Source organism: Microcystis protocystis FBCC-A270 (genome assembly GCF_050500235.1).
Taxonomy (GTDB): domain Bacteria; phylum Cyanobacteriota; class Cyanobacteriia; order Cyanobacteriales; family Microcystaceae; genus Microcystis; species Microcystis ichthyoblabe_A.
This window is the reverse complement of the sequence record NZ_CP191407.1, coordinates 3894097-3917589: the sequence shown is the minus strand read 5'-3', so window position 1 is coordinate 3917589 and position 23493 is coordinate 3894097. Positions and strand designations below refer to the sequence as shown.

Below are 23493 nucleotides of genomic sequence, written 5' to 3'. Positions count from 1 at the left end.
TAAGAGTAAGGCTCTTTACCCCTTAAGCAAACCTGTTGCGGGCAGAACTTTGGACAGTGTCAAGTCCGCAGGTAAGCCTAATTCGGGATTTTTGGCGGTTGAACTGGCCCCGATCGCCGTCCCAGAAGCTACCCCGAAGGCGAGAGCTAGAGGGTGATAAACGATGGCAGCTGTTAGACCACCGAAGATATCACCCCGCAAATTGTCAAAATGAATACGATTGGTTATTTCCATGAGAATCCAACTGAGCAAAGGATTTTTTGCCACAACAAAGCCGGCGGTTGACAGACCAGCCTTGATAGACAAAACTTTATGGTTTTTAAAGATCGATTGTTATAAATCTATACTAGAACGGATATCTTGACAAGCAAATTTTTGTAAATTGAGTTTAAATCGATATATCTTTACAAAAGTATTGATTTAAACCTATGATATAAGCGGTGTGGGGAGGTTTTCACTCGTTCCCCTCCATTCCTGCTTCTGTTTAGCAAAGCTCCTCAAGGCAGTAACAGAAGTGTAGCTCTCTAGAGGCCTCTCTTGATTCACGCCACTTTACATCAACTGATTGTCTTTGAAGCAACCGCTCGTCATGGCAGTTTCACCAGGGCTGCTGAAGAACTATTGATCACCCAACCCACCGTTTCCACCCAGATGAAACAACTGACTAAAGCAGTGGGTCTGCCCTTATTTGAACAGATAGGCAAACGTTTGTATTTAACCGAGGCCGGACGCAGTTTATTAGTAACCTGTCAGGCAGTCCTCAAGGATCTTGATAACTTTGAGATGGCGATCGCTGATATCAAGGGCATTAAACAGGGTAAACTGCGTTTAGCGGCGGTATCCACAGCCCAATATTTAATCCCTCAGATCCTAGGTCCTTTTTGTCAACAGTACCAAGGGGTGGATGTGTCCCTAGAATTGACCAATCACCAAGACCTAGAAGCAAGGATTATCAATAATGTTGATGACCTATATATTTTAAGCGAACCTCCCCAAGATCTAAACCTGGAGATTCAACCGTTTCTGGAAAATCCCCTTGTGGTTATTGCTCGCAAAGATCACCCCCTAGCGGGACAGAAAAAAATTCCAATTAAACGACTGCAAGGGGAACCTTTTATTATGCGGGAAATGGGATCGGGAATTAGACGGGCAGTACAGCAAATTTTTCTCGACCATGGCATCACTGTGTCTCTGCGTTTGGAAATCGGCAATAATGAAGCCATTAAACAAGCGGTCGCCGGTGGTTTAGGAATTTCGGTTCTGTCTCAGCACGTCTTAAATTTAGATCCTCCCAATGGGGAATTTACCATCCTTGACGTGGAAGATTTTCCCATCCAACGCCATTGGTATGTGGTTTATCCCAAGGATAAAAAACTATCCGTGATCGCCAAGACTTTTCTTGATTATCTCCTCTCAGGGGAATTAGGGGTGTATGTACCCACAGACCCCCGATCAAGTCGAATTCGGTAAGCGCAAGCGATCGATCTATATCGCATCCGAAAAGGTGGAGATCAAGAACTCGATCGCGCGGGGAAACCGATCGGCAAGATCCTCAAGGCGATCGATTCTCCCAAAACCCGCCAGGATTTAATCCTCATAAATGCGGCACTCTAAGGCATCAGGATTGGCTTCGCAGTAGGACTGAAGTGAGTTAGTCCCCTGTTTTTTGACCCGTTGATGGGAGGCTTCGGCTTGGAGTTCCTCAACCACATCCCAGGCCGCAGCGCAATCGGGAGAGGTTTCACCCTTGGCCGCACAAATTGCCCGTGCGTCTTCCCGGGCTGCTTCAATTTCATCTTCAATGAACAACCGCTTGGGCTTTTCAACAAAATCGCTCTTGAAGAGAATATCACTGACAGAAATAATACCCAGCAAAGTTTTACCCTGAATCACCGGGGCGCGGCGAATGCGGGTTTGAGCAAATAACCGGGCTACATATTCCACCCCCAGTTCGGGATTGACAACCACACAGGGCTTGGCCATAATTTCGTAAACCCGCATAGTTTTAGGATCGTGGCCAAAGGCCGCCACTTTGTAAACGATGTCGGTTTCGGTGACAATTCCATAAGGATCCTGTTCATGGCGCGGTTCGACAATCAAACCCCGCAGTTTTTTTTCTTTCATCAATTTCACGGCATCGGCAACCGTTGCCGAACCACGAATGGTGACAACGTTTTGGGTCATAATTTCTTGAGCTTGCAGCATAGGAGTTGGATGGTGTTGTTAAATTAAAGAACTGGTATAAATGCAAAAGTTGACTAGGGTTGTCCCGATAGCAATTTCCTAGACTCTTGTGGGCTGAGTGCCACTTTGAACACAGATGACAAAGACCAATGGGCGATCGCTGGTTGGGGCTGGGGCGGCATGGCCGCAGCTGTGTTCCCCTGAATGCCCGGAGCATAGGCCTCCAGCACAGCACCGTTTTGCCAACACATGGCGATGAAATAATCACACACTGGGCATTCCGTCTGAGCAACTTGCCGGGCCGGACACTTATATCCTGCGGGCAGGCGATCGCTCAAGAGCCGTTGAGCTACGCTGCCACAGTTGGGACACCGGATTTCTATAAGCTTGTTCATCGCCATACCTCAAAATTGAATAGTGGTGTGAGAAGGAAAGGGTCAACTTCGGACGTTTGCCCAGAGTGTTTGTTCACGGTGGAAGACTATAATTGTCGTTCTACGGCTGCCGTAAATTCTTCATAGGGTTTAACCCCAACTAATGTTTCTATCAATTTCCCCTGTTTAAACACCATGACAGCCGGAATACTTTTAATTCCAAAGCGTTTGGCCACGGGTTTGTTACTGTCTAGGTCAAGTTTGAAGACTTTGGCGCGATCGCGATAGTCATCGGCCAATCGATCGATCAACGGCGCCACCAGTTTGCAAGGTCCACACCAGGTTGCCGTGCAATCTACCACCAACAGGGATTCACTGTTTAATAGGGAATCAAATTCAGTTTCATCTTGAATAAATGTAGCCGTACCCATGTTTATATCTCCAGATTGATGCTGTGTAACTCAGGACAAATTCTCTTCTCGGTGCGTTTTACAAGATAAATTCAGCTTTGAACCGCTCCTCATCTAAAAATGCTTGGCCTTTGACCCTTTAACTTTGTCCGCCTCCCGGGGGTATCGTCTATAGTTTGGTTGTCCCAGACATCGATGGTGACATCTAGTCCCTGCTCATGCAGGGGTTTTAATTTGTAAGTCGTCATCGGCTGCCCCCAATCAAAACAAATTTGCGACGTTAAGTTGCGATAATATGGTTTTGCAAGTTATTGCATTTAGATACCCTATGACAGCGACCCCTTCCAACGATTTATCTGCCTGGGAGCGGCTAGAACAAGGCAGACAAGCAAAAGCAAGCAACGGTGGTTATGCGGGCTACGGCTCCCCTGCCTTTGGACAACGATCGATCGATGGGGAATTAGTGGATGATCCGGAAGAGTGCCGGGTCATTGAACTGATTCGCCGTCATCACAAATCGGGGAAATCCTTGCAGAAGATCGCCGATTGGCTTAATGAACAGGGCTACACCACCAAACGCGGTCAACCATGGCAGCGTATTTCCGTAAAGCGAGTGCTGGATCGACTTTATGGAAAGGTGTCCAGAATTTCCGGAGTAACCCTTCAGGCCGACCAGAACCCGGAAGTACTCACCCCAGCGTCTGGTGATACCGCTCCTGAAACCATTAGAGGCTGAATAACCCCTAAATAAAAAGTTTCAGGCTTTAACCTGTTACATCCCTCTATGATACACCGAAGTGGGTCTAAAATCTTTACGAGTTTAATAAAAATTGTAACAAAACGTTACATCTTTTAGGAAAAAGTTAAATGACGCTACACTTTGAGATAGTTTTAGAACGGGTTTTGGCAACTCTGAGAGTCTGGGTTCTTTGCCCAGTGGCTGTTCTGTCTATCTTGGCCTTTGCGATTGCAGGATGGTGCTGATGTCTCTCGATACACCTCTGAGTTGGGCCCCCGATCTGGAAAAAGCGATTGATCGCCACCCCTTGACGGTGCCGCCAACCACTTCCCTGGCAGATGCGATCGCCATGATCGGTCAGGCCCATAGTCGTCTGTGTTTACTCACCGATGACCTATCCCCTCTAGCTGCTCCGGCCGGAGAAGCGCGTGTTAGCTGTCTGCTGGTGGTGCAGGGGCAAGAGCTATTAGGAATTTTGACAGAACGGGATGTGGTGCGACTCACCGCTCAAGGAATTAACCTGACCGAGACAACCGTTGCTGATGTGATGGTACATCCCCTGATCACGTTACCCCAGCAATCTGCTCAAGACATTTTTGCTGCCCTGTTTTTGTTTCGGCGCTACCGCATTCGCCATTTGCCGATTGTGGATGACCAAGGACACTTAATCGGGGTGATCTCCCATGAAAGTATTCGCCAGATATTGCGTCCGGCCAATCTATTGCGGTTTCGTCGCGTATCGGATGTGATGACCAGTCAAGTGGTACAGGCCCCACTCACCGCCACAGTCTTGCAATTGGCCCAGTTAATGGCGGAACATCGTGTTAGTTGTGTGGTGATCACCCAGAGAAATTCCGAAGACAATGACTACCCCGTTGGTATTGTGACAGAGCGAGATCTTGTCCAGTTTCAAGCAGTTCAAATCGATCTGCACAAAACTAGGGCCCAGACGGTGATGAGTACGCCGTTATTTCTCCTCAACCCGGAGGATTCCCTGTGGACGGCCCATCAGGAAATGCAAAAACGGCGGGTGGGGCGTTTGGTGGTTTCTTGGAACTGGGGTCGGGGGTTGGGCATTGTTACACAAACCAGTCTGTTAAGGGTTTTTGACCCGATGGAAATGTATGGGGTGATTGAAAATTTACAACAAACCATTCAACAGCTAGAGTCCGAGCGATCGCCCTCCCTTCCTTCTCCACCGGCGGACTTATTACCCCAACGGACCCGCACCCCATCAGAAAAAGAGAGCGCTGGCGATCGCGAATTATTACTGGCCTTGTTAGACAATGCTTACAAAGACGTAAAGTATATGTTGGCTAACTTAGATATTGTCGTCGAGCAGCGGCGATCTTTGCTTCAATCTGTTCTAGATAAGCTTGCCCACCTCGGTCGTAAAATTAGCTCTTAGATAACCGGTTTGCTTCTATTCATACTAAATCTGGTTAAGTAGCTGGTTATAATTAAATTAAAAATAGATTTTAGGTTCGATCCCCCCTAGCCCCCCTTGATAAGGGGGGAAGCCGAAGGCGGGGGGATCCCCCTTGATAAGGGGGGTGCCGATCCCCCCTTATTCCCCCCTTAATAAGGGGGGCATCTGATAATTTTTAACGCCTACCTACTTACTTATAATTATCTGCGAAAAAAGTTTAGTAATTTCACTGCAATTATAACAGGATTGTCGATGACTAATTTAAAAAAATGGCAAATTATTAAATCTGAGCTAGTTTTTCAGAATCGTTGGTGTCAAGTCCGTCAAGACGCGGTGCAGTTGTCCTCTGGACAAGTTATCGACGATTATTTTGTTAATATTCGTCCTGAAATTGTGTTAGTTGTTCCAGTTACCGGGGATAATCAATTAGTTTTTGTCCGTCAATATCGTCACGGAGTTAAGGAAATTTTATTAGAATTTCCCGCCGGGGCAGTAGATGCGGGTGAAGATAATATTACTGCGGCAGCGCGTCGAGAATTCGAGGAGGAAACTGGTTATCAAAGTGATTCTCTAATACCTCTAGGTGTTTTGTATGATAATCCCGTTAAAGATACTAACAGAATTCATATTTTTTTGGCTCTTAATGCTATCCCCACCGGTCAACAAAAGTTAGATGTTACCGAGGAAATTGAAGTTATTCTTCGACCTTTACAGGAAATTAATACCCAGGAAATTACTGTCTCTGGTAGTTTGGCTGCTTTCTATTTAGCGAGGGATTTTTTAAAGCAAAATTAAGGAGTTATAGCGGTTATATTAATAGGGAGGTAGTTGTCAGGAGATTATTTTTATTTATTCTACCTAATTCATAATTGATAAGTAAGTAGTTATAATTAAATTGAAGATAGATTTTGCCTCTGATCCCCCCTTGATAAGGGGGGTGTCTAACAACTTTTAACAGCTACCTACTTAATTCATAATTTATAATTCCCACTGTCTATGAGTAATTTTTTTATGATTGCTGGCTTTATTCTATCAGCTTATGCGATTGTTGCCAACGATTCCCTACAGACTTTAGGGACTTTTTTAAGTGCCAATGAAGAACGTCCCTGGTGGATTTTATGGCTGTATTCCAGTATAATCTTAGCCTCGATTTTTATCGCTGGTTGGTATATTAATCAGGGAGATGTGGCCTATAATCGACTAGAAATGATTCCCTTCCCAGAAAATTTTACTTGGATTTATATCGTTCCTCCCTTAGCAATTTTAATTCTCACCACTTGGGGAATACCTGTGAGTACAACCTTTTTAGTTTTAACAGTTTTTGCTCCCCAATCTCTAGATGAAATGTTAGTTAAATCCGCTTGGGGTTATGCTATTGCTGTTATAGTGGGGTTAGTCATCTATCGAATTATTTATCGATTAGAAAACTTTTTCCTAGAAACAGTTAATAAAGAACCTCAAAAAATCTGGGTAGTTTTACAGTGGTTATCCACCGGGTTTCTCTGGAGTCAATGGTTAATGCAAGATTTTGCTAATATTTTCGCCTATCTTCCCAGAAAGTTAGCGGCAACATGGTTAGTTTTATCTCTAACAGTTATGCTACTCCTGCAAACTATCATTTTTATTAATCATGGTGGTCAAATCGAGAAAATTGTCACTAGCAAAACTAACGCCCATGATCCGCGTTCTGCAACAATTATTAACTTGATTTATGGCTTAATTTTACTCTTTTTTGTTGGCTATAATCATATTCCCATGAGTACCACTTGGGTATTTTTAGGTTTATTAGGAGGTCGAGAAATTTCTCTGACTTTAACCAGAGAAAACCCTAATTTAGCCGCCACGGGTAAATTGGTTTTAGGGGATGCCTTGAAAGCTTTTATCGGTATGATTGTTAGTGTTGCTATCGCTCTTGCGTTACCTCTAATCGCTCAAAAACTTAACTATCTATAGGTAATTATAAATTATAAATTATAGCAATTCTCTGATTTATGAGGTACAGTAAGAACAGTGAGTAAACCAATTGCGAATATCTTTTTGAGTAACTTCTAACATAGCCAATTCAATCCCTTCTATTAAGTCTTTGTAAGTTCTCACCTCCAGTTTTCTTAACATCGCTTTCACTTTTGAACAAAAGTTTTCAATAGGAGAGAATTCAGGAGAATAAGGAGGTAAATAGATGAGTCTAGCTTTTTCTTGTTCGATTATTTCTCTGACCATTTCTCCGAGATGAATCTTGGCATTATCCATGATCAAACAGTCTCCTTCTTTAATTTTTGGCAGCACTTCCTTCAGAATAAATCCTTCAAATGTTACCGCATCCACTGCACCGTATATGTTGACTGATGCCACAACTTTTTCTAAGCTTATAGCACTAATTATTGAAATATTTCTCCCTCTTTGGCTCTACCAGGTTTGGTGGGTAAAATGTATTCTAAGATACATTCCTCCTAGCGAGGGGGTGGAACGAACCACAAAGACACAAAGGACACAAAGATTGATCGATCATACAGTAAGTTAAACTTATCACACAGAACCTAGAAGAACCCCTCTTTTTTGTGGTTTTCTTCCCCTAGCTCTTCGGCCAATTAAGTCTCTAGCATAGAGTCTCAAAAGGGCTAAATTTACCCCCGATTCATCGATGAAAATTAGTTTTGATGCCTCAATTTCCCGAACTTCTGACCAGTATCCCACTCTTTTTTGCTGTACCCTGTCACTTTCTTTTTCCGCCGCGTGTAGTGTTTTTTTTTGAAACTGTAATTGAGTTTTTGCGTCAGCCGCCCCAGGGTGGCTCTACTGACTTTCACCTGTGTCTTTTCATACAGTAAGTCCGATAATTCTTCGAGAGTTGCATCATTGTTAGCTTCAATGATTTCGCCAATTCAAAAATGAAACGCATCAACCTCAAGAGTTGACAAAGAAAGGCTCATCAGGTACTGTCTGATCATTAACAAAAACAAATCAGACCCAAAATGAGCCACCAACATCTTAACATAGAACAAAGAAACTTGCTCTACCAACTTAGTCAGGAGGGAAATTTATCTCAACGGCAAATGGCCGTCTGGCTCGGATGTCATCAAAGCACAATATCACGGGAATTAAAAAGGAATCAAAGTTCCCTTGGCTGCTATCTACCTGACACAGCACAAGCTCAAAGCGAGACAAGGCGAAAAAATGCCAAACAACCCTTTAAAAATGTCAGCGAGTCAGCCTTAGAGTTGGTGAAAAAAGGATTAAAAGATTATCATAGTCCCGAACAAATAGCAGGTCGTCTGAAAAAAGCTGGTCAAGAATCGCTCAGTCATGAAACCATCTATCAAATGATCTATCAAAACTACCCTTGACTGTGGAAAGTATCAAGAATACCTACGCGGCTGGACGAGGAAAAAGAAAGAGTCGAAATGGAGCAAAAAGTAAGCGTGGAGGGATTCCAGAGCGTGTAGATATCAGCGAGCGACCAGCAATTGCTGACCAGAAAACCGAAATCGGTCATTGGGAAAGTGACACAATGATTGGAGGCAATCATCTAGGATTTCTCGTTACATATATGGACAAAGCCTCGAAATTTTTAGTAGCAGGATTAGCCAAAAACAAAACCGCATCGGAAATCAATAGAGTCACAGAAAAAATTTTCCAAGAGATTCACCCTGACAAAAGAAAAACCTTTACTTGTGACAAGGTTAAAGAATTTTGTGGACATCAAGAGTTGAGTGAGAAACTAGGAGCAGATTTTTATTTTGCTACTCCTTATCATTCGTGGGAGAGGGGATTAAACGAGCATACCAATGGACTGTTAAGACAATTTTTCCCCAAGGAAACGAATTTTAAAATCGTTAAGCCAGAGGAGGTGGAAAGAGCCGTAAACTTAATTAACAATCGTCCTCGAAAATGTCTTGACTATCAGACACCCAATGAGGTATTCTATCAAGCTAGATCAGATAGTGATGCAATTCAGACTTGCATCGGCCGTTCTTGGTCTCAATCTTAATACATCACAGGAGAACTTATGTCTATCCAAGCCGTCAGACAGTTTAATGAAATTGCTAAGAGTGATCTAGAAATTCAAGATAGTCTAGAACTAACAACAGATGTCCAAAGTTTAATGGATCTTACTGTCATACTGGCTTCTGAGAGAGGCTTCAGCTTTACCTCTGAAGATCTGGCAGAATACTATTCCGAAGAAAGTAGAAGACTTCCTGATATATCTCTCAGAAATGTGATGCTTTTAACTAAAAAAAATCTGCGTTCGAAAGCGACCCCGAAGTTTGTGATCGATTGCCTTACTTAGCTCGTCAAATCTGCCGAAAACTCAATTCTTAAAGAAAGCGGGTTTCTTAGAAAACGGGTTTCTTAAAGAAACCCGTTTTCTAATCTCTTAAACGGCTAAACTGAGAATAGCTGCCTGTCTTGACTCTCATTTCTCAGATTGTAAAATAATGCAAATTTATCTTGACTATAGTGCCACTACCCCCACTCATCCCCAAGTGATCGAGCGGGTTGCCACTATTCTCCAGCATCATTGGGGCAATCCCTCCAGTTTACACACTTGGGGACAGGATACGGCAACAGTCATCGAAATGGCTAGAGAACAGGTAGCAGGGTTAATTAATGCCAATCCAGACCAGATTATCTTCACTTCTGGCGGCACGGAAGCCGATAATTTAGCGATTATCGGGGTTGCTCAACAGTATAACCGCCCCCGTCATATAATTATTTCTAGTGTGGAACATTCGGCGATCGCTGAACCCTGTAAACAATTAGAGCAGCAAGGTTGGCAAATTACTCGTCTTCCCGTCAATCGTCTAGGTAGGGTTAATCCTTTAGACCTAAAAGCCGCAATTCAAAGCGATACGGTCTTAATTTCCATTATTTACGGACAAAGTGAGGTGGGAACCCTACAACCGATTGAAGAATTGGGCAGCATTGCCAGAGAAAGGGGAGTTCTTTTTCACACCGATGCGGTGCAGGTGGCGGCAAGATGCGCGATTGATGTGCGGAAACTGCCCGTAGATTTATTATCTCTTTCCAGCCATAAAATTTATGGAATGCAAGGATCGGGAGCTTTATACATCAGAGCCGGTGTCGATATTTTACCATTACTGCGGGGCGGTGGCCAGGAAAAAGGTCTGCGATCGGGAACCCCAGCCGTACCGGTGATCGCAGCTTTCGGTTTAGCGGCTGAATTAGCCCAAAAAGACTTAATTAGCGAAAAAATGCGTTTAATCGCCCTGCGAGATCGATTATTTGACCTCTTAGCCGATTATCCTTATCTGCTGCCCACGGGGGACCGATTCTATCGTTTACCCCACCACGTCAGCTTTATTGTCCGTCCCGACGATGACAGTCAGATCACGGGAAAACAGCTAGTTCGTCAGCTTAATTTAGCAGGAATCGGCATTAGTTCTGGGTCCGCCTGTCATAGTGGCAAACTTTCCCCTAGTCCAATTTTAAAAGCTATGGGCTACAGCGATCGAGAAGCATTAGCGGGAATTCGTTTAACCCTGGGAAGGGACACCAGCGCAGCCGATATTGATTGGACGGCTCTAGTATTAAAACAAGTGATCGATCGCTGTTTATCTGCTTTAATTGTGAGCAAGAGTTAGTTTATGACTCAAATTGCCCTTCGATCAAGATAATTTCGCCAAAATCGGGAATCCATGCCACCCAACGGCCCTGATCCTGTTCACAGAGTAGTAGCGCTTCATCAAAGCTGTATGGAGAGGGGAGCATTCTGAGTTGTACCCATGTGTTTGCTTGGGGACAAGTAACAACGGCAGTAGTGCGGTATTGTAGTAAAGACATACACAGATCACCCTGATAATTCTGTATCTAAATTTACAAACAAACCGATGACTGTGGGTAACTTTGTTTTAAATCTTTACATCTCCAGAAAATTATCGGCTGCATCTCCTAATTTGTGACTTTACCTCACCTATAGGTCAGCAGCAGAAGTTATTCCAAGAGGGCGAATGCAATTCGCCCCTACAATAATATTATTGCGCCCAAAATTTCCTCTAGATATTTCGACCAAATTGAGCCGATTACGCCAATGACCGGCACTTTTTTGATTTCAAAAAAGCCTCAAGATATTATCCGACAAGGTTTTTAGATTTATTCGGCCAATCCTAGCTATGATCGTTACTGGTAAATGATAGTTGATAACTGGTAATGGTAAGTTCTTTCCCTCGCACCTATAAAATCGCCGTCATCGGTGACATTCACGACCAATGGGAAATAGAAGATAATTTAGCTCTAGAAGCTTTACAAGTGGATTTAGCCCTATTTGTCGGCGATTTTGGCAATGAATCCCTAGAAATTGTCGGTCGGATTGCCAGTTTGTCCTTACCAAAAGCCGTTATTCTCGGTAATCATGACGCTTGGTATAGCGCCACCCCCTGGGGACGAAAACAATGTCCCTACGATCGCAACAAGGAAGATCGTGTCACCGCCCAGTTAGAATTATTAGGGGTTGCCCATGTGGGTTACTCAAAACTAGACCTACCCAGTTTAGAGCTTTCGATTGTTGGGGGTCGTCCCTTTACTTGGGGGGGTTCCGAGTGGAAAAATGGGGAATTTTTTCAAGAACGCTATAATATCAGCAGTTTTGCCGAATCTACTGCCAAAATTATCGCTAATATTCAAGATACTGCCTATAATAACCTGATTTTTTTAGGTCACAATGGTCCAGCCGGACTGGGAAAGGAAGCGGAAGCTATCTGTGGTCGGGATTGGCAACCCTTGGGAGGGGACCACGGGGATCCGGATTTAGCAGCGGCCATCGCACAAGCACAGCTATTAGGAAAACAGGTTCCTCTCGTCAGTTTCGGTCATATGCACCACCGTCTCCGTCATACTACTTCCCGTTTACGCAATCCCGTGGTCACTTCCGAGATGGGAACTGTTTATCTGAATGCTGCCAGTGTCCCTCGCATTCTCCACTCCGATAAGGGTAAATCTCGCAATTTTTCCCTAGTCACTCTTGAAGAAGGTCTAGTCACAGAAGCATCTTTAATCTGGTTGAACGATAATTTCGAGATTATCAGTAATAGAAAACTTTATCACTCCGGGGCATCAATTGATCGGCTAAGCTTTTACGCATTTAAGTTACATTGACAGCATTACCCTTATTTTTAAGTTTTCTACTCCATTTAATAATCAATCCCCCTTCATTTAAAAGCTGATTGACTACTTTTTCCAGTTCTTCTTTATTTTCAAATTCTCGATTAGCTATGTATTCTTTAGCGGAATGCCACACTAATTCTATTAGGTGGTAATCTGGACTATAAGCTGGTAAAAACTCTAGCCTAATATTGGGCAACTCTTTTTCCACCTGCTCAATAACATCTTTCTTTTTGTGATAACTAGCATTGTCTAATATAATGATAATCTTAGGTCACTTTTCTCGAAAATCTTCGGGCAGATTTCCCAAGTTTATCCATTCTTGACGAATCTCTTCATGAAGTTTCTTTAATTGTTCATGGAAAGTTTCTGAATTTCCTTTTTTGATCATAAAACAGACTCGTTTTTTGTCATTATATCTTAAGGCTCCCATCACATTCACCCTTCCTCTTTTTCTTTGTCCATTCACTTTTTTTCGCTTTCCTTTTTTTGTCCAAGCTCTCCTTCTTATTACTCTCAAACTAAATCCACACTCATGAGGAGCTGTGTGGCGAACCTGCGTCGCCACCTTGAAAGCCCCGTCTCAAAACCATACCTGGATTGACTCTGGCTTTTCTTTAGCCAACCTTAAATATTCATCTAATTTTTCTTTAAATGCTTTTCTTAATTTCTTGTCTTGCTTATCTTCTAGACTATATTTCGCCCAGATATACACATACTTTTTTCTTCTCAATATTCTTCTCACTTGCGAGCCACTCAGTTTAATTCCTGTTTCCTTTTCTAGATGCTCTGCTAATCTTGCCGCTGTCCATCTCCCGAATTCATATCCAAATTCCTTCGGGTCTTCATCAACTATTTTCAATAGTAAATTAATATATTCCTCTGTGGCTTTTTTATGATTTCCATTTTTTCTCCCATCTTCTAGACTTTCTAAATTGTTAGGATCGCCGTGAACACACCAATGGGCGACCGTTTTGAGTGAACAGCCAATAAAATCAGCTAAGTACCCAAGCAAAATTAATTACACATTTCGATGAAGCTTTTGGGAAATTTATGGCTCTTCGTTACTTGTTATGGTTCGATAGGGGGGCATAAATTGACTAAATCTTTCTCTGGCAAGAGACTTAATTGATGAGTTCGCTCTAGATAAAAAACAATTGACAAAAATCGCCAAATGCCTTTCTACATAAGGAGTCCATCCCTTATAATCCCAGTCCATTGCATAACACAAACCGAAGAACCCAATTAATTAGCCTAAAAAAATGGTAATCAATTGCTTCTTTTTCCTAACGTCTAATTGATAATGATTTTAAGTCTTGGAACGTCAACACACTGTCCTTTGTACTTCGAGGCGAGCGCTCTGTTCAAACCCTCATTCTGTAAAGCTTCTGGGGTTGGTGATCGCACTTTTTGTGAGAAATACGGGGACTGTATCTCAGAATACATTTTACCTACCAAATCCAAAAGAGCCCTCTCTGACAGGTGTAGGTATTTTACAACTAAATTGATTTTCGGCTTCTTCACATAAGGAAAAGAAACCCAAAGATCAAACCATCGCCGAAAGATTTAATAACTATCGCTTCGCCGATTATAAAGAAACAGTAATTGACTTACTGCAAAGAGTCTGTACTGTCAGCGTCGAAACCATGAAAATAATAGAAGCGATGAAACATTAAAAAGGTAGCTATTTATATAGCGTTTCCTGTTCGCAAGAGGTACATTATTGATATTGAAAAGTTCAATCAGCAAAGGTTTAAATGTGCCAAATTGGTGTGAAAATTCCTATAGCTTACAATGGATTTTTGTCTTGATCGGTCTAACTAAATTGTTGCCAAAAGTTTTGACTTTTTTAAAGTAAATTTAACTTAAACTTTACCAAATCTTAACCAAAAAAATCTAAAGTATTTCTAGATTTAAAAGTAATATTTGTGCATTAAACTATATCTTGAAGAAAGTTTAACTTTCCCAATTGTGCAGGATTCTTCAACCGGAAAACTTATGATATTCTCAACTGCTACCCTAACTCGTGTGTGTGCTGTCTCCTTCGCCACGGCAGCGGCCTTAGCAGGGACGATGGGAGAAACCCTCGCCCAAACCCTGAACGGTGCAGGAGCCTCCTTTCCCGCGCCCCTATACCAGCGTTATTTTGCCGACTATAAAAACGCCACTGGTGTCACCGTTAACTATAATTCTGTCGGTAGCGGTGCTGGTATTCGGCAATTTATCGCCGGAACCGTCGATTTTGGGGCTTCCGATGCCGCTCCTTCTTCCTCGGAAAAAAGCCAGATGAAAAACGGTTTACTGCTAGTTCCCACCGCCGGAGGAGCCGTCGCCGTGGTTTATAATTTGCCGGGGGTAAATAACCTGCAAATTTCCCGGGCTAACCTGGGTAAAATCTTCAGTGGCGAGATCACCAACTGGAAACAAGTAGATCCGAAACTGCCCGACCGACCGATTAAAGTAGTGGTTAGGGCTGATGGTAGCGGTACTACCGAGATTTTTACCTCTCACCTGAGTGCTATTAGTCCTTCTTTCAAAAGTAAAGTGGGAACCAGCAAAGAACCTAACTGGGGTTTTACGGTTCTCAAGGGACCGAAAAATGATGGTGTGGCAGCCCTGGTTAAACAAACAGAAGGCTCGATCGGTTACGTTCAAGATACCTTTGCCCGCAAAAATGAAGGGGCAACCATGAGAACCGCCAGAATTCAAAATAAAGCTGGTCAATTTGTCGAACCCAGTCTCACCCAAGCTAACAAAGCTATGGAAGGGATCAAATTTAACGCCGATTTTACCGCTAATATGGACGATCCGGGCAGTGGTTATCCGATCGTCGGGATTACTTGGTTATTAGTACCGAAAGACTACGCTGATAACAAAAAAGCGGCGGAAATTAAAAGACTGTTGACTTGGATTCTCACCACCGGTCAAGGTATTAACAATCAATTGGAATTTACCCGGATTCCTCAATCGGTGACTCAAAAAGTTTTAGCCGAAGTTAACAAAATTAAATAAATAGGGTTTGCTGAATAAATGTGAAATGTAGGTAAGGTAAGGGTTTTGTGGCTTTTCTCGCGAAACAGGTGCAAATTTTGAGAGAATCGTCTTTGAAAACCTTGCGTCTTCATCGGCCCGCGTCCTGTAGGGGCGAAGCATTCGGGCAATAACCTATCGGTGAAACCGGAGATTTTCTAACCGAATGCTTCGCCCGTACTTTTTCAGCAAACCTAAATACTTTTGTATTAGTTTGGGCTTGATTGTCACCGCTTTCCAGTAAGATGGAAAAAAGTTACCAGTTAACCCCATAACTAATAACGGCAAGTATTTCTTTTCTCTGGGCTGAACAATGTTCAGCCCATACAGTTGTATTTGAAATAACTGATAACTGGTAATCGCGATCTATACTTATGGCCAATTTTTCTAAACCCGTTGAGTCTTTTGAGCTTTCAGCGGCCAATCTTAACGAAAACCCCGGCACTGCCGGTTTATTTGATCGCATTTTTACAGTCTTAGTCTGGATTTGTGCCGCCTCCGGTTTAATTTTTCTGCTCTGGATGGCCTGGATTGTTTTTCAGGATGCGCGGCCGGCGATCAATGAATTCGGTCTGGGATTTCTCTGGGGAACCACTTGGGATGTGAACGTCCTCAAATTTGGTGGTTTACCCTTTATTTTCGGTTCCGTTGTTTCCTCGATTCTGGCTCTTTTATTAGCTATTCCCCTCAGTGTTGCCGTTGCTTTAACCACGAGCGAGAATTATTTGCCAGCCAGTATCCGTTATCCCATCGGTTTTTTGGTGGAATTAATTGCCTCGATTCCCAGTGTAATTATCGGTTTATGGGGGATTTTCGTGCTAATTCCCGTGCTTAAACCCCTGCAAGAATGGTTATCTCAAAATCTTGCTTGGTTCCCTTTATTTAGTACCCAACCTTTGGGACCGAGTATGTTGATTGCCGGTGTGATCCTGGCGATCATGATCGTGCCGACCATTTCCGCTATCAGTCGCGATGTTTTGCTTACCGTCCCCCCGGAATTACGCAGCGCCTCCATGGCCCTAGGTGCGACTCGTTGGGAAACCATCTGGCGCGTGCTGTTGCCGGCGGCCAGTTCTGGCATTATCGGGGCGATTATCCTCGGTTTAGGGCGTGCTTTAGGGGAAACCATGGCGGTGGCTATGGTAATCGGTAACTCCTCGATTATTAGTCCCTCCCTCTTGGCCCCCGGTTATACTATTCCTGCTGTACTAGCTAATACTTTCCCAGAAGCTTTTGAAAAAATCCACATCGGAGCTTTGATGTATTTAGCTTTGATTCTATTTGTTATTACCTTGGCCGTCAATAGTGTAGCGGCTTTGTTAGTACAGTTTATCAACCGCAATCGTTAATTTTATGACTCAAGGAGCTTTTCCCGAAGAAGATTTACAGCAACCCCTGTCACCGTGGCGGCATTTTTTTACCAACGGTCTCACGGGTTTAGCGATCGCTCTTAGTGCCGTCGCTATTCTGCCTTTATTCGCTATCCTCTTTCAAATTGTCAAAGAAGGTTTACCCGGATTTAATTGGCAAGTTTTCACCTCTTTACCTGCCCCAGTTGGCTCCGATCCTAGTGTTCCCAACGGTTTTGCTAATGCGATCGTCGGGACTTTAACCATGGTCGGTTTAGCGGCCTTAGGCAGCATACCTCTGGGGATTCTTACCGGGGTTTTTCTCTCGGAATTCGCTCGGGGTTCCAAAATTGGCGGTATTCTGCGCTTTGCGATCGTGGTGTTGAGTAGTACCCCTTCCGTTATCGTCGGGGTGTTTTCCTTCGGGGTTTTGGTGTTAACTACCAAACAATTTTCCGCCGTAGCGGGGGCCTTTGCTTTAGGGGTGATTATGTTGCCCATCGTCGCTTTAACCACGGAAGAGGCGCTAAAACTAATACCCATGTCCTACCGTCTCGGTTCCTCCGCTTTGGGGGGTTCCCGTTTCGATACGGTATTTCGCATTGTCCTGCCAGCAGCGATCGCACCGATTATGACCGGGATATTATTAGCGGTGGCCCGGGCTGCCGGAGAAACTGCCCCTTTAATGTTTACGGCTTTATTTAGTCAATTTTGGCAAGAAAGTCTTTGGTCGCCCACACCGGCTTTAACGGTGTTGATTTATAACTATGCTAGTTCCCCCTTTCCTGAACAAAATTCCCTAGCTTGGACAGCTTCTTTAGTGCTGATTATCTTAGTTTTAATTACTAGCCTTCTTTCCCGTTTTGTTACTCGTAAACGCTCAAATTAAGCATTTTTATGATGATCGATTCCTCTACCATGAACACCCCTACTTCTCTAGCTAATTCGGCGATCGAAGTCGAAAATCTTAGCTTTTTCTACGGTAGTAAAAAAGCCCTGGAAGGGGTTTCTTTAGAAATCCCGCAAAGGCAAGTAACCGCCATGATCGGCCCCTCCGGTTGTGGTAAATCCACTCTCTTAAAAGCCCTCAATCGCATCGGGGAATTAGAAGGAGAGGTGACAGTTAAGGGCAAAGTTAGGTTTTTTGGCCAAGATATCTACGCCCCCAAAGTTAACCTTCATACCTTACGGCGACAGGTGGGTATGGTGTTTCAGCGTCCTAATCCTTTTCCCGCTAGTATTTACGATAATATTGCCTACGGTATTAGAATTTATCGTTCCGCTAGTCGCAGTGAATTAGATGGGATTGTGGAATCAGCTTTAAAAGGAGCTGCTCTTTGGAATGAAGTTAAAGATCTGTTGAATAAATCCGCTTTAGGATTATCGGGAGGACAACAACAAAGATTGTGTATTGCTCGCGCCTTGGCAGTAAAACCAAAAGTATTATTAATGGATGAACCTTGTTCCGCTTTAGACCCCCTTTCTACCCTCAAAGTCGAGGAATTAATCCATGAATTGAAGCAACAATACACGATCGTGATTGTCACCCATAATATGCAACAGGCCTCTAGAGTATCCGATCGCACGGCCTTTTTTAATACCGATGAAAGCCGCGTCGGCCATTTGGTGGAATTTGACACCACCCAGAAAATTTTCACCGATGCAGTTAATCAACAAACTCGCGATTATGTAGCCGGTAGATTCGGTTAATTTCTCTTATCAGTGATCAGTTATCAGTGATCAGTTATCAGTAGTCAGTTATCAGTAGTCAGGAGACAGGAGATTATTTTTATTTATTCTCCCCACACCCCACACCCTACACCCCACACCCTACACCCCACACCCTACACCCCACTCCCGAAACCATAACGCTGCCCGATTTTGCTAGGATAAGAAATGTAACAAGAATCTTTCTTAACAGTCGGATAATTCATGGGCAACGATACCATCACCTTACTCTCCTCCCGGGAAATTGAAAAAATGCGTCGAGCCGGACGATTAGCAGCTAAACTCTTAGAGCATCTGGCAGATATGGTTAAACCGGGGGTAAGTACCCTAGAAATCAATGACGAGGCAGAACGTTGGACTCGCGCCCATGGAGCCAAAAGTGCGCCCCTAGGATACCATGGCTTTCCTAAGTCCATCTGTACTAGCATTAACGAGGTTATCTGTCACGGCATCCCCAGCGCCGCTCAAATCCTTAAGGACGGCGATATTATTAACATCGATGTCACCCCGATTTTAGAGGGTTATCACGGCGATACCTCCCAGACTTTCTTTGTCGGTACTCCCTCCCCCCTAGCGAAAAAGTTAGTAGAAGTGACTAGAGAATGTCTGCAAAGAGGCATAGATGCAGTGCAGCCGGGGGGTAAAATCGGCGATATCGGCGCGGCTATCCAAGAATACGCCGAAGGACAAGGATTTTCAGTGGTTAGAAATTTTGTCGGTCATGGTATTAGTAATGTTTTTCACACCGGTCCGCAGGTTCCCCACTACGGCATTCGCGGCAAAGGCAAAACAATTCGCCCCGGCATGGTATTCACCATTGAACCAATGATTAATGAGGGTACTTGGCAACATATTCTCTTAAAAGACGGTTGGACTGCTATTACTAAAGATGGTAAACTTTCGGCCCAATTTGAACACACCATTGCCGTCACTGAAACCGGTGTCGAAATTCTCACTTTACCCGATTAAATTTAGGGAACAGGGAATGGGAGAATGGGGAAATAGGGAAGTTTCAACTAATACCCCATCACCCCCCGCAACGCGCACGAAGTGGTCACCCATCTCCCCACTGATAACTGATAACTGATAACTGATAACTGAATATATGCAGTATCGTCGTTTCGGTCGCACTAATCTACAAATGCCGGTGTTTTCCTGTGGGGGAATGCGCTATCAATTTCAGTGGCAGGATGTGCCGATGTCGCAAATTCCCGACGAGAATCAAGGCAATTTAGAGGCAATCATAAATAAATCTCTAGAAGTGGGGATTAATCACATCGAAACCGCTAGGGGTTACGGCACTTCCGAGATGCAATTGGGCAAAATTTTGCCGCAACTACCGAGGGATAAGATTATCGTGCAGACGAAAGTTTCTCCTAGTCAAGATGTGCGGGAATTTCGCCGTAAATTTGAGCAATCCAGGCAATTTTTACGGTTAGATTATGTGGATTTGTTGGGCATCCATGGCATCAACACCGCTGAAATTCTCGATGACACTATGGCCGAGGGCGGTTGTTGGCAAGAGGCGAAAAAATTACAGCAACAGGGAAAAGTTCGTTTTATCGGTTTCTCCACCCATGCACCAACTGATGTAATTGTCAAGATTATTGCAACAAATTGTTACGATTACCTCAATCTGCACTGGTACTATATTTTTCAGAATAACTGGCTGGCCATAGAAGCGGCAAAACAGCACGATATGGGCGTTTTTATCATTAGTCCCTCCGATAAGGGCGGCCATCTCTACAATCCTCCCCCTAAGCTCGTCGCTCTCTGTTCTCCTCTCAGTCCGATGGTTTTTAATGACCTATTCTGTCTCAGTCATCCGGCTGTTCATACCCTGAGTATTGGTGCAGCGCGAGCCAAGGATTTTGATGAACACCTGAAAACTTTACCCTTACTTGATCGGGCCGAGGAGATTTTACCAGCAATTATCGAGAGATTGCAAGGAGAGATGATCAACTGTTTAGGCGATAATTGGGTGAAAACTTGGTCTTTAGGTTTACCTAGCTGGGAAAATACCCCCAATCACATCAATATTCCTTCTATCCTCTGGTTACGCAATCTCGCTATCGCCTACGATATGATTGACTTTGCTAGGGCCAGATACAATCTCTTGGGTAATGGGGGTCATTGGTTCCCGGGTCAACAGGCAAAAGAGGTGGAAAAACTCGATTTAACTGCCTGTTTAGCCGCTAGTCCTCACGCTGATCAAATTCCCCATCTTCTCGCTGAAACTCATCGATTATTGTCGGGAGAGACGGTACAACGCTTAAGCAGTAGTTAAAATTCGATGCCGGGTTGCGCTTTCACTCCCTGTTGACGAAAGGGATGTTTAATTAACTTCATTTCCGTGACTAAATCCGCTATCTCGATTAATTCGGGTAAAGCTCCTCTACCAGTGAGAATAACGTGGCAATTAGCGGGTTTTCGGGCTAAACCAGCGATAACTTCCTGAATATCCAGATAACCGAATTTAAGGGCGATATTGATCTCATCGAGTAAAATTAATTGATATTGGGGATTTTCGAGAAAAGTTAGGGCTTTTTGCCATGCTTCTTGGGCTTTCTCTATATCTCTTTCTCTATCTTGGGTTTCCCAGGTGAAACCTTCCCCCATTGCATAAAACTCGATTTGTTCCCCCCAAACACTAAAAATCTTTTGTTCGGCAGGTTCCCAGGCACCTTTGATAAATTGTACCACCGCCACTTTGTAACCATGACCGAGGGAACGTAAAACCATACCGAGGGCTGCCGTGGTTTTTCCCTTACCATCGCCAGTATTAACGATAATTAAACCTTTTTCAGCGATTTTTTCGGCTAAACGTTCTTCTTGGATTGCCTTGCGGCGCTGCATTTTTTCTTTGTATTGTTCGGGAGTGAGTTGCATTCGGGTCTATCCAGTCAAATCAAGATAATTGTAACTCAAGGGGTTATCGATCGCTGTTTGCAGATTTTAACCGGCTAAATTGTCTGGGGATTGATGCCTAATTCTCGTAATTTTGCCGCTAATCTTTCCTTAGCTTGTCGTTCTTGTTCTTTTTCTAAAAGAGCCTGTTCTTTTTCTAGGAGAGCCTGTTCTTTTGCCTGTCTTTCCTGTTCCTTTTCTGAAAGAATCTGTTCCCTTTCTAAAAGAATCTGTTCCTTTTCTAAAAGAATCTGTTCCTTTGCTTGTCTTTGCTGTAATTCAGCTTCTTGGGGAGTGGGAACCAATTGACCATCAACGGTAAAATAACGCAGTTTTCGGTCAAATATGCCTAAATATAATCCTAACTCTTCACTCCATAGATAACCCTGCTCATTAGCAGAAATAGCTTGATATTGTCCCTCAATTAGTCTAAATCCTTGCCATTCTAAGGTATTAGGATCGAACCAAAAATAATTAGGAGTGCGAAAAGTATTTTGATAGAGAATTTTCTTTTTAGTTCGGTCAATATTGGCCGTGGAATCGGAGAGAATCTCGACGATTACATTGGGATATTTCCCCTGTTCTCCCCAAACCACCCAACTTTTGCGGGGACGTTTTTCTGTGTCTAAAACCACAAAAAAATCGGGACCGCAGAAATCGCGCTTTTTCAGTTGTTCTTCGTTATAGTAGATAGTCAGATTACCGGAAGCGTAGTAATCGTTTTTCTCTTGCCATAATAATTCTAGACAACTGAGTAGAATTATGATTTGTTGCAGGTGTAAATCACTTTCCAAGGGTGGTTCATCACTCCATAAATCCGTGGGGGGACAGGTAACTTCTGGTAAAATGTCGAGAGTTGTCATAGTTTTTCCCCTGGCTGGGACATTTATCTAATTATAACAGCTATGAGTCAGTAGTAGTACAGGGTGAGAGCATCTCAAATGCTATTGACAATTGGCCAATTTTGTGATCCGCGTGGGCATTTCAAGTGTTACCAGTCAATCAGAATAGCTACGAAATCGACCCATTTGGTCGATTTTTGCTTAACAATTGAGATAGCCAATTCTGATCAAATATGCCTGAATCGCTCTCTGGGTAAGTAACTCACATCAAGTCCCTTTTGTCAAGGATTGTTAAGATGCGCTTACCCTGGGTCAAGTAGGATTAGTTGGAAAATCGCCAGTCAAGGAAAAACCCGATAATTCAACCTATTCCCTCGGATCAAAATCCGGCAGCGTCCCCAGCTTGCGAATGGTCACTTTAACATCCATAGACAAAAAGTCATCGGCATCACCAAACCAAGAACCGGAAAGAGGTATGATTTGACCGGGATGACGAGCGATCGCCACTCGAATTAAATCAAAGCCGGCGGTAATTTGATTAGTCGGATCATAATTACGCCAACCGGCCCCCGGTAGATAAACCTGTAACCAAGCATGGGTAGCACCAGAGCCAGTCATCCCCACTTCACCACCGTCGAGGGCAGCATCGTAGAGATAGCCACTGACAAAACGACAGGCTAAACCCAATCTTCGCAAAGCTTCGATCATTAACCAAGCATAATCGCGACAAGTTCCCGACTTTAGCCGCAGGGTTTCTCCGGGGGATTGAGTTCCTTCACTCTCTCTGGATTGGTAAGTAAAATTATCTTTGATAGCGGCCATCATTCTTGCCATGGCATCGAGGGTATTATCTTGGTCCCCCGCTACAAAACTTTTGGCCCAAGCTGCCAAGCTGCCGTCGGCATCCTCAGCGTGGGGACGCATAAACACCACTAGATCTAACCATTCATCGGGGGTGTACTGGATGGGAATTTCGATCGCCCGTTGAGCGAGGGGAAAATCAGCAATCGCTTTTAAGCCAAAATGTTCCGCCCGTAATCGACAGGTAACGATTAATTCTGACGCTGCTTGAGTGAATTCAAGCTCTACCACATTGTTAGATAGAGTATCCATAGTCCAGCGCGTTTTGGCGGCAATATTCGCTTCTACAGAATAACTGATAATTCTTTCACCGTGACCGGCACTAGGCAAAAAAATCGCCCGATGTTCCCCAAAAGTTACCGGTTTACGATAATGATAGGTGGTGATGTGTTCCAAGTCGTAGATGACACTCATCCTGATTATCCTTAATAAAGTAGCTGGTTATAATTAAATTGAAGATGGTTCCCCCCTTGATCCCCCCTTAATCCCCCCTTAATAAGCTATCCCTTATAGGGATCTTT

The 23493-nt window shown here is 43.7% G+C and carries 22 protein-coding genes and 4 pseudogenes; 15 read left to right on the top strand and 11 right to left on the bottom strand.

Annotated elements, in window-relative coordinates; all coding sequences use genetic code 11:
• Positions 1-15: 15 nt before the first annotated feature.
• Positions 16-306: a sulfate permease gene (locus ACQY1X_RS19045; RefSeq protein WP_104396137.1), complete on the bottom strand. Its 291-nt coding sequence runs from the start codon at positions 304-306 to the stop codon at positions 16-18.
• A 231-nt stretch (positions 307-537) separates the two neighbouring features.
• On the opposite strand from ACQY1X_RS19045, the gene ACQY1X_RS19040 reads away from it, so the two are divergent.
• Positions 538-1470 carry a LysR family transcriptional regulator gene (locus tag ACQY1X_RS19040; RefSeq protein ID WP_430015011.1) on the top strand — a complete coding sequence of 311 codons (933 nt, stop codon included), beginning with the start codon at positions 538-540 and terminating at the stop codon, positions 1468-1470.
• A gap of 117 nt (positions 1471-1587) precedes the next feature.
• On the opposite strand, the gene ACQY1X_RS19035 is transcribed toward ACQY1X_RS19040, so the two are convergent.
• The 3 genes from ACQY1X_RS19035 to trxA all read right to left on the bottom strand — a co-directional run bounded on the left by ACQY1X_RS19035 (position 1588) and on the right by trxA (position 2989).
• A complete protein-coding gene (locus ACQY1X_RS19035) occupies positions 1588-2205 on the bottom strand; it encodes a CP12 domain-containing protein (protein ID WP_409805871.1) in 618 nt (205 codons plus the stop codon).
• Positions 2206-2258: 53 nt separating this feature from the next.
• Positions 2259-2585: a hypothetical protein gene (locus ACQY1X_RS19030; protein WP_002751596.1), complete on the bottom strand. Its 327-nt coding sequence runs from the start codon at positions 2583-2585 to the stop codon at positions 2259-2261.
• 80 nt (positions 2586-2665) lie between these two features.
• On the bottom strand, positions 2666-2989 hold the full coding sequence (gene trxA, locus ACQY1X_RS19025; RefSeq protein ID WP_002751595.1) for a thioredoxin: 324 nt from the start codon (positions 2987-2989) through the stop codon (positions 2666-2668).
• Positions 2990-3263: 274 nt separating this feature from the next.
• Here trxA and ACQY1X_RS19020 point away from each other — a divergent pair, with 274 nt between their 5' ends.
• From ACQY1X_RS19020 to ACQY1X_RS19005, 4 genes are all read left to right on the top strand, one after another.
• On the top strand, positions 3264-3704 hold the full coding sequence (locus tag ACQY1X_RS19020; RefSeq protein WP_002751593.1) for a recombinase family protein: 441 nt from the start codon (positions 3264-3266) through the stop codon (positions 3702-3704).
• Positions 3705-3942: 238 nt separating this feature from the next.
• Positions 3943-5115, top strand: coding sequence for a CBS domain-containing protein (locus ACQY1X_RS19015; protein WP_430013353.1), 1173 nt, complete (start codon positions 3943-3945; stop codon positions 5113-5115).
• 273 nt (positions 5116-5388) lie between these two features.
• Entirely contained in the window at positions 5389-5931 is a 543-nt protein-coding gene (locus ACQY1X_RS19010) for an NUDIX hydrolase (RefSeq protein ID WP_430013352.1), read from the top strand.
• A gap of 216 nt (positions 5932-6147) precedes the next feature.
• On the top strand, positions 6148-7089 hold the full coding sequence (locus tag ACQY1X_RS19005; protein WP_430014693.1) for a hypothetical protein: 942 nt from the start codon (positions 6148-6150) through the stop codon (positions 7087-7089).
• Positions 7090-7125: 36 nt separating this feature from the next.
• Here ACQY1X_RS19005 and ACQY1X_RS19000 read toward each other — a convergent pair.
• Positions 7126-7536: pseudogene (locus ACQY1X_RS19000) on the bottom strand (transposase); the annotation flags it as partial.
• Between the two features lie 151 nt (positions 7537-7687).
• Positions 7688-8012 (bottom strand): annotated as a pseudogene (locus ACQY1X_RS18995) (IS630-like element ISMae26 family transposase); the annotation flags it as partial.
• Between the two features lie 96 nt (positions 8013-8108).
• Between ACQY1X_RS18995 and ACQY1X_RS18990 the strand changes: the two are divergent.
• The 3 genes and pseudogenes from ACQY1X_RS18990 (at position 8109) to ACQY1X_RS18980 (ending at position 10739) form a co-directional block, all read left to right on the top strand.
• Positions 8109-9124 (top strand): annotated as a pseudogene (locus tag ACQY1X_RS18990) (IS30 family transposase).
• An 18-nt stretch (positions 9125-9142) separates the two neighbouring features.
• Positions 9143-9424, top strand: coding sequence for a Nif11-like leader peptide family natural product precursor (locus ACQY1X_RS18985; RefSeq protein ID WP_430015010.1), 282 nt, complete (start codon positions 9143-9145; stop codon positions 9422-9424).
• A 148-nt stretch (positions 9425-9572) separates the two neighbouring features.
• Positions 9573-10739, top strand: a complete 1167-nt coding sequence (locus tag ACQY1X_RS18980; protein WP_430013350.1) for a cysteine desulfurase family protein — start codon at positions 9573-9575, stop codon at positions 10737-10739.
• 1 nt (position 10740) lies between these two features.
• On the opposite strand, the gene ACQY1X_RS18975 is transcribed toward ACQY1X_RS18980, so the two are convergent.
• Positions 10741-10938 (bottom strand): hypothetical protein, encoded by a 198-nt coding sequence (locus ACQY1X_RS18975; protein ID WP_002736283.1) that lies wholly within the window; start codon positions 10936-10938, stop codon positions 10741-10743.
• Positions 10939-11304: 366 nt separating this feature from the next.
• On the opposite strand from ACQY1X_RS18975, the gene ACQY1X_RS18970 reads away from it, so the two are divergent.
• The gene (locus ACQY1X_RS18970; protein ID WP_430013349.1) at positions 11305-12249 is read left to right on the top strand and encodes a TIGR04168 family protein; all 945 of its coding nucleotides are present in this window, start codon (positions 11305-11307) and stop codon (positions 12247-12249) included.
• Here the strand turns inward: ACQY1X_RS18970 and ACQY1X_RS18965 are convergent.
• Positions 12236-13258, bottom strand: a pseudogene (locus ACQY1X_RS18965) (IS630-like element ISMae23 family transposase); the annotation flags it as partial. The gene ACQY1X_RS18970 and the pseudogene ACQY1X_RS18965 sit on opposite strands and share 14 nt — an antisense overlap.
• Before the next feature lie 995 nt (positions 13259-14253).
• Here ACQY1X_RS18965 and pstS point away from each other — a divergent pair.
• The 6 genes from pstS (at position 14254) to ACQY1X_RS18935 (ending at position 20649) form a co-directional block, all read left to right on the top strand.
• On the top strand, positions 14254-15267 hold the full coding sequence (gene pstS / locus ACQY1X_RS18960) for a phosphate ABC transporter substrate-binding protein PstS (RefSeq protein WP_002778969.1): 1014 nt from the start codon (positions 14254-14256) through the stop codon (positions 15265-15267).
• Positions 15268-15659: 392 nt separating this feature from the next.
• Positions 15660-16634, top strand: a complete 975-nt coding sequence (pstC, locus tag ACQY1X_RS18955; protein WP_430015009.1) for a phosphate ABC transporter permease subunit PstC — start codon at positions 15660-15662, stop codon at positions 16632-16634.
• Positions 16635-16638: 4 nt separating this feature from the next.
• A complete protein-coding gene (pstA, locus tag ACQY1X_RS18950; protein ID WP_002778972.1) occupies positions 16639-17523 on the top strand; it encodes a phosphate ABC transporter permease PstA in 885 nt (294 codons plus the stop codon).
• A gap of 8 nt (positions 17524-17531) precedes the next feature.
• Entirely contained in the window at positions 17532-18344 is an 813-nt protein-coding gene (pstB, locus tag ACQY1X_RS18945) for a phosphate ABC transporter ATP-binding protein PstB (protein WP_002794329.1), read from the top strand.
• A 222-nt stretch (positions 18345-18566) separates the two neighbouring features.
• The gene (gene map, locus ACQY1X_RS18940) at positions 18567-19331 is read left to right on the top strand and encodes a type I methionyl aminopeptidase (RefSeq protein WP_002737845.1); all 765 of its coding nucleotides are present in this window, start codon (positions 18567-18569) and stop codon (positions 19329-19331) included.
• Positions 19332-19467: 136 nt separating this feature from the next.
• Positions 19468-20649, top strand: a complete 1182-nt coding sequence (locus ACQY1X_RS18935; protein ID WP_430013348.1) for an aldo/keto reductase — start codon at positions 19468-19470, stop codon at positions 20647-20649.
• On the opposite strand, the gene cobO is transcribed toward ACQY1X_RS18935, so the two are convergent.
• From cobO to ACQY1X_RS18920, 3 genes are all read right to left on the bottom strand, one after another.
• A complete protein-coding gene (gene cobO / locus ACQY1X_RS18930; protein WP_002737079.1) occupies positions 20646-21251 on the bottom strand; it encodes a cob(I)yrinic acid a,c-diamide adenosyltransferase in 606 nt (201 codons plus the stop codon). The two genes, ACQY1X_RS18935 and cobO, sit on opposite strands and share 4 nt — an antisense overlap.
• A gap of 74 nt (positions 21252-21325) precedes the next feature.
• On the bottom strand, positions 21326-22132 hold the full coding sequence (locus tag ACQY1X_RS18925) for a Uma2 family endonuclease (protein WP_430013347.1): 807 nt from the start codon (positions 22130-22132) through the stop codon (positions 21326-21328).
• Positions 22133-22477: 345 nt separating this feature from the next.
• Complete coding sequence (locus ACQY1X_RS18920; RefSeq protein ID WP_430015008.1) at positions 22478-23386, bottom strand: transglutaminase family protein; 909 nt, start codon at positions 23384-23386, stop codon at positions 22478-22480.
• Between the last annotated feature and the right edge of the window lie 107 nt (positions 23387-23493).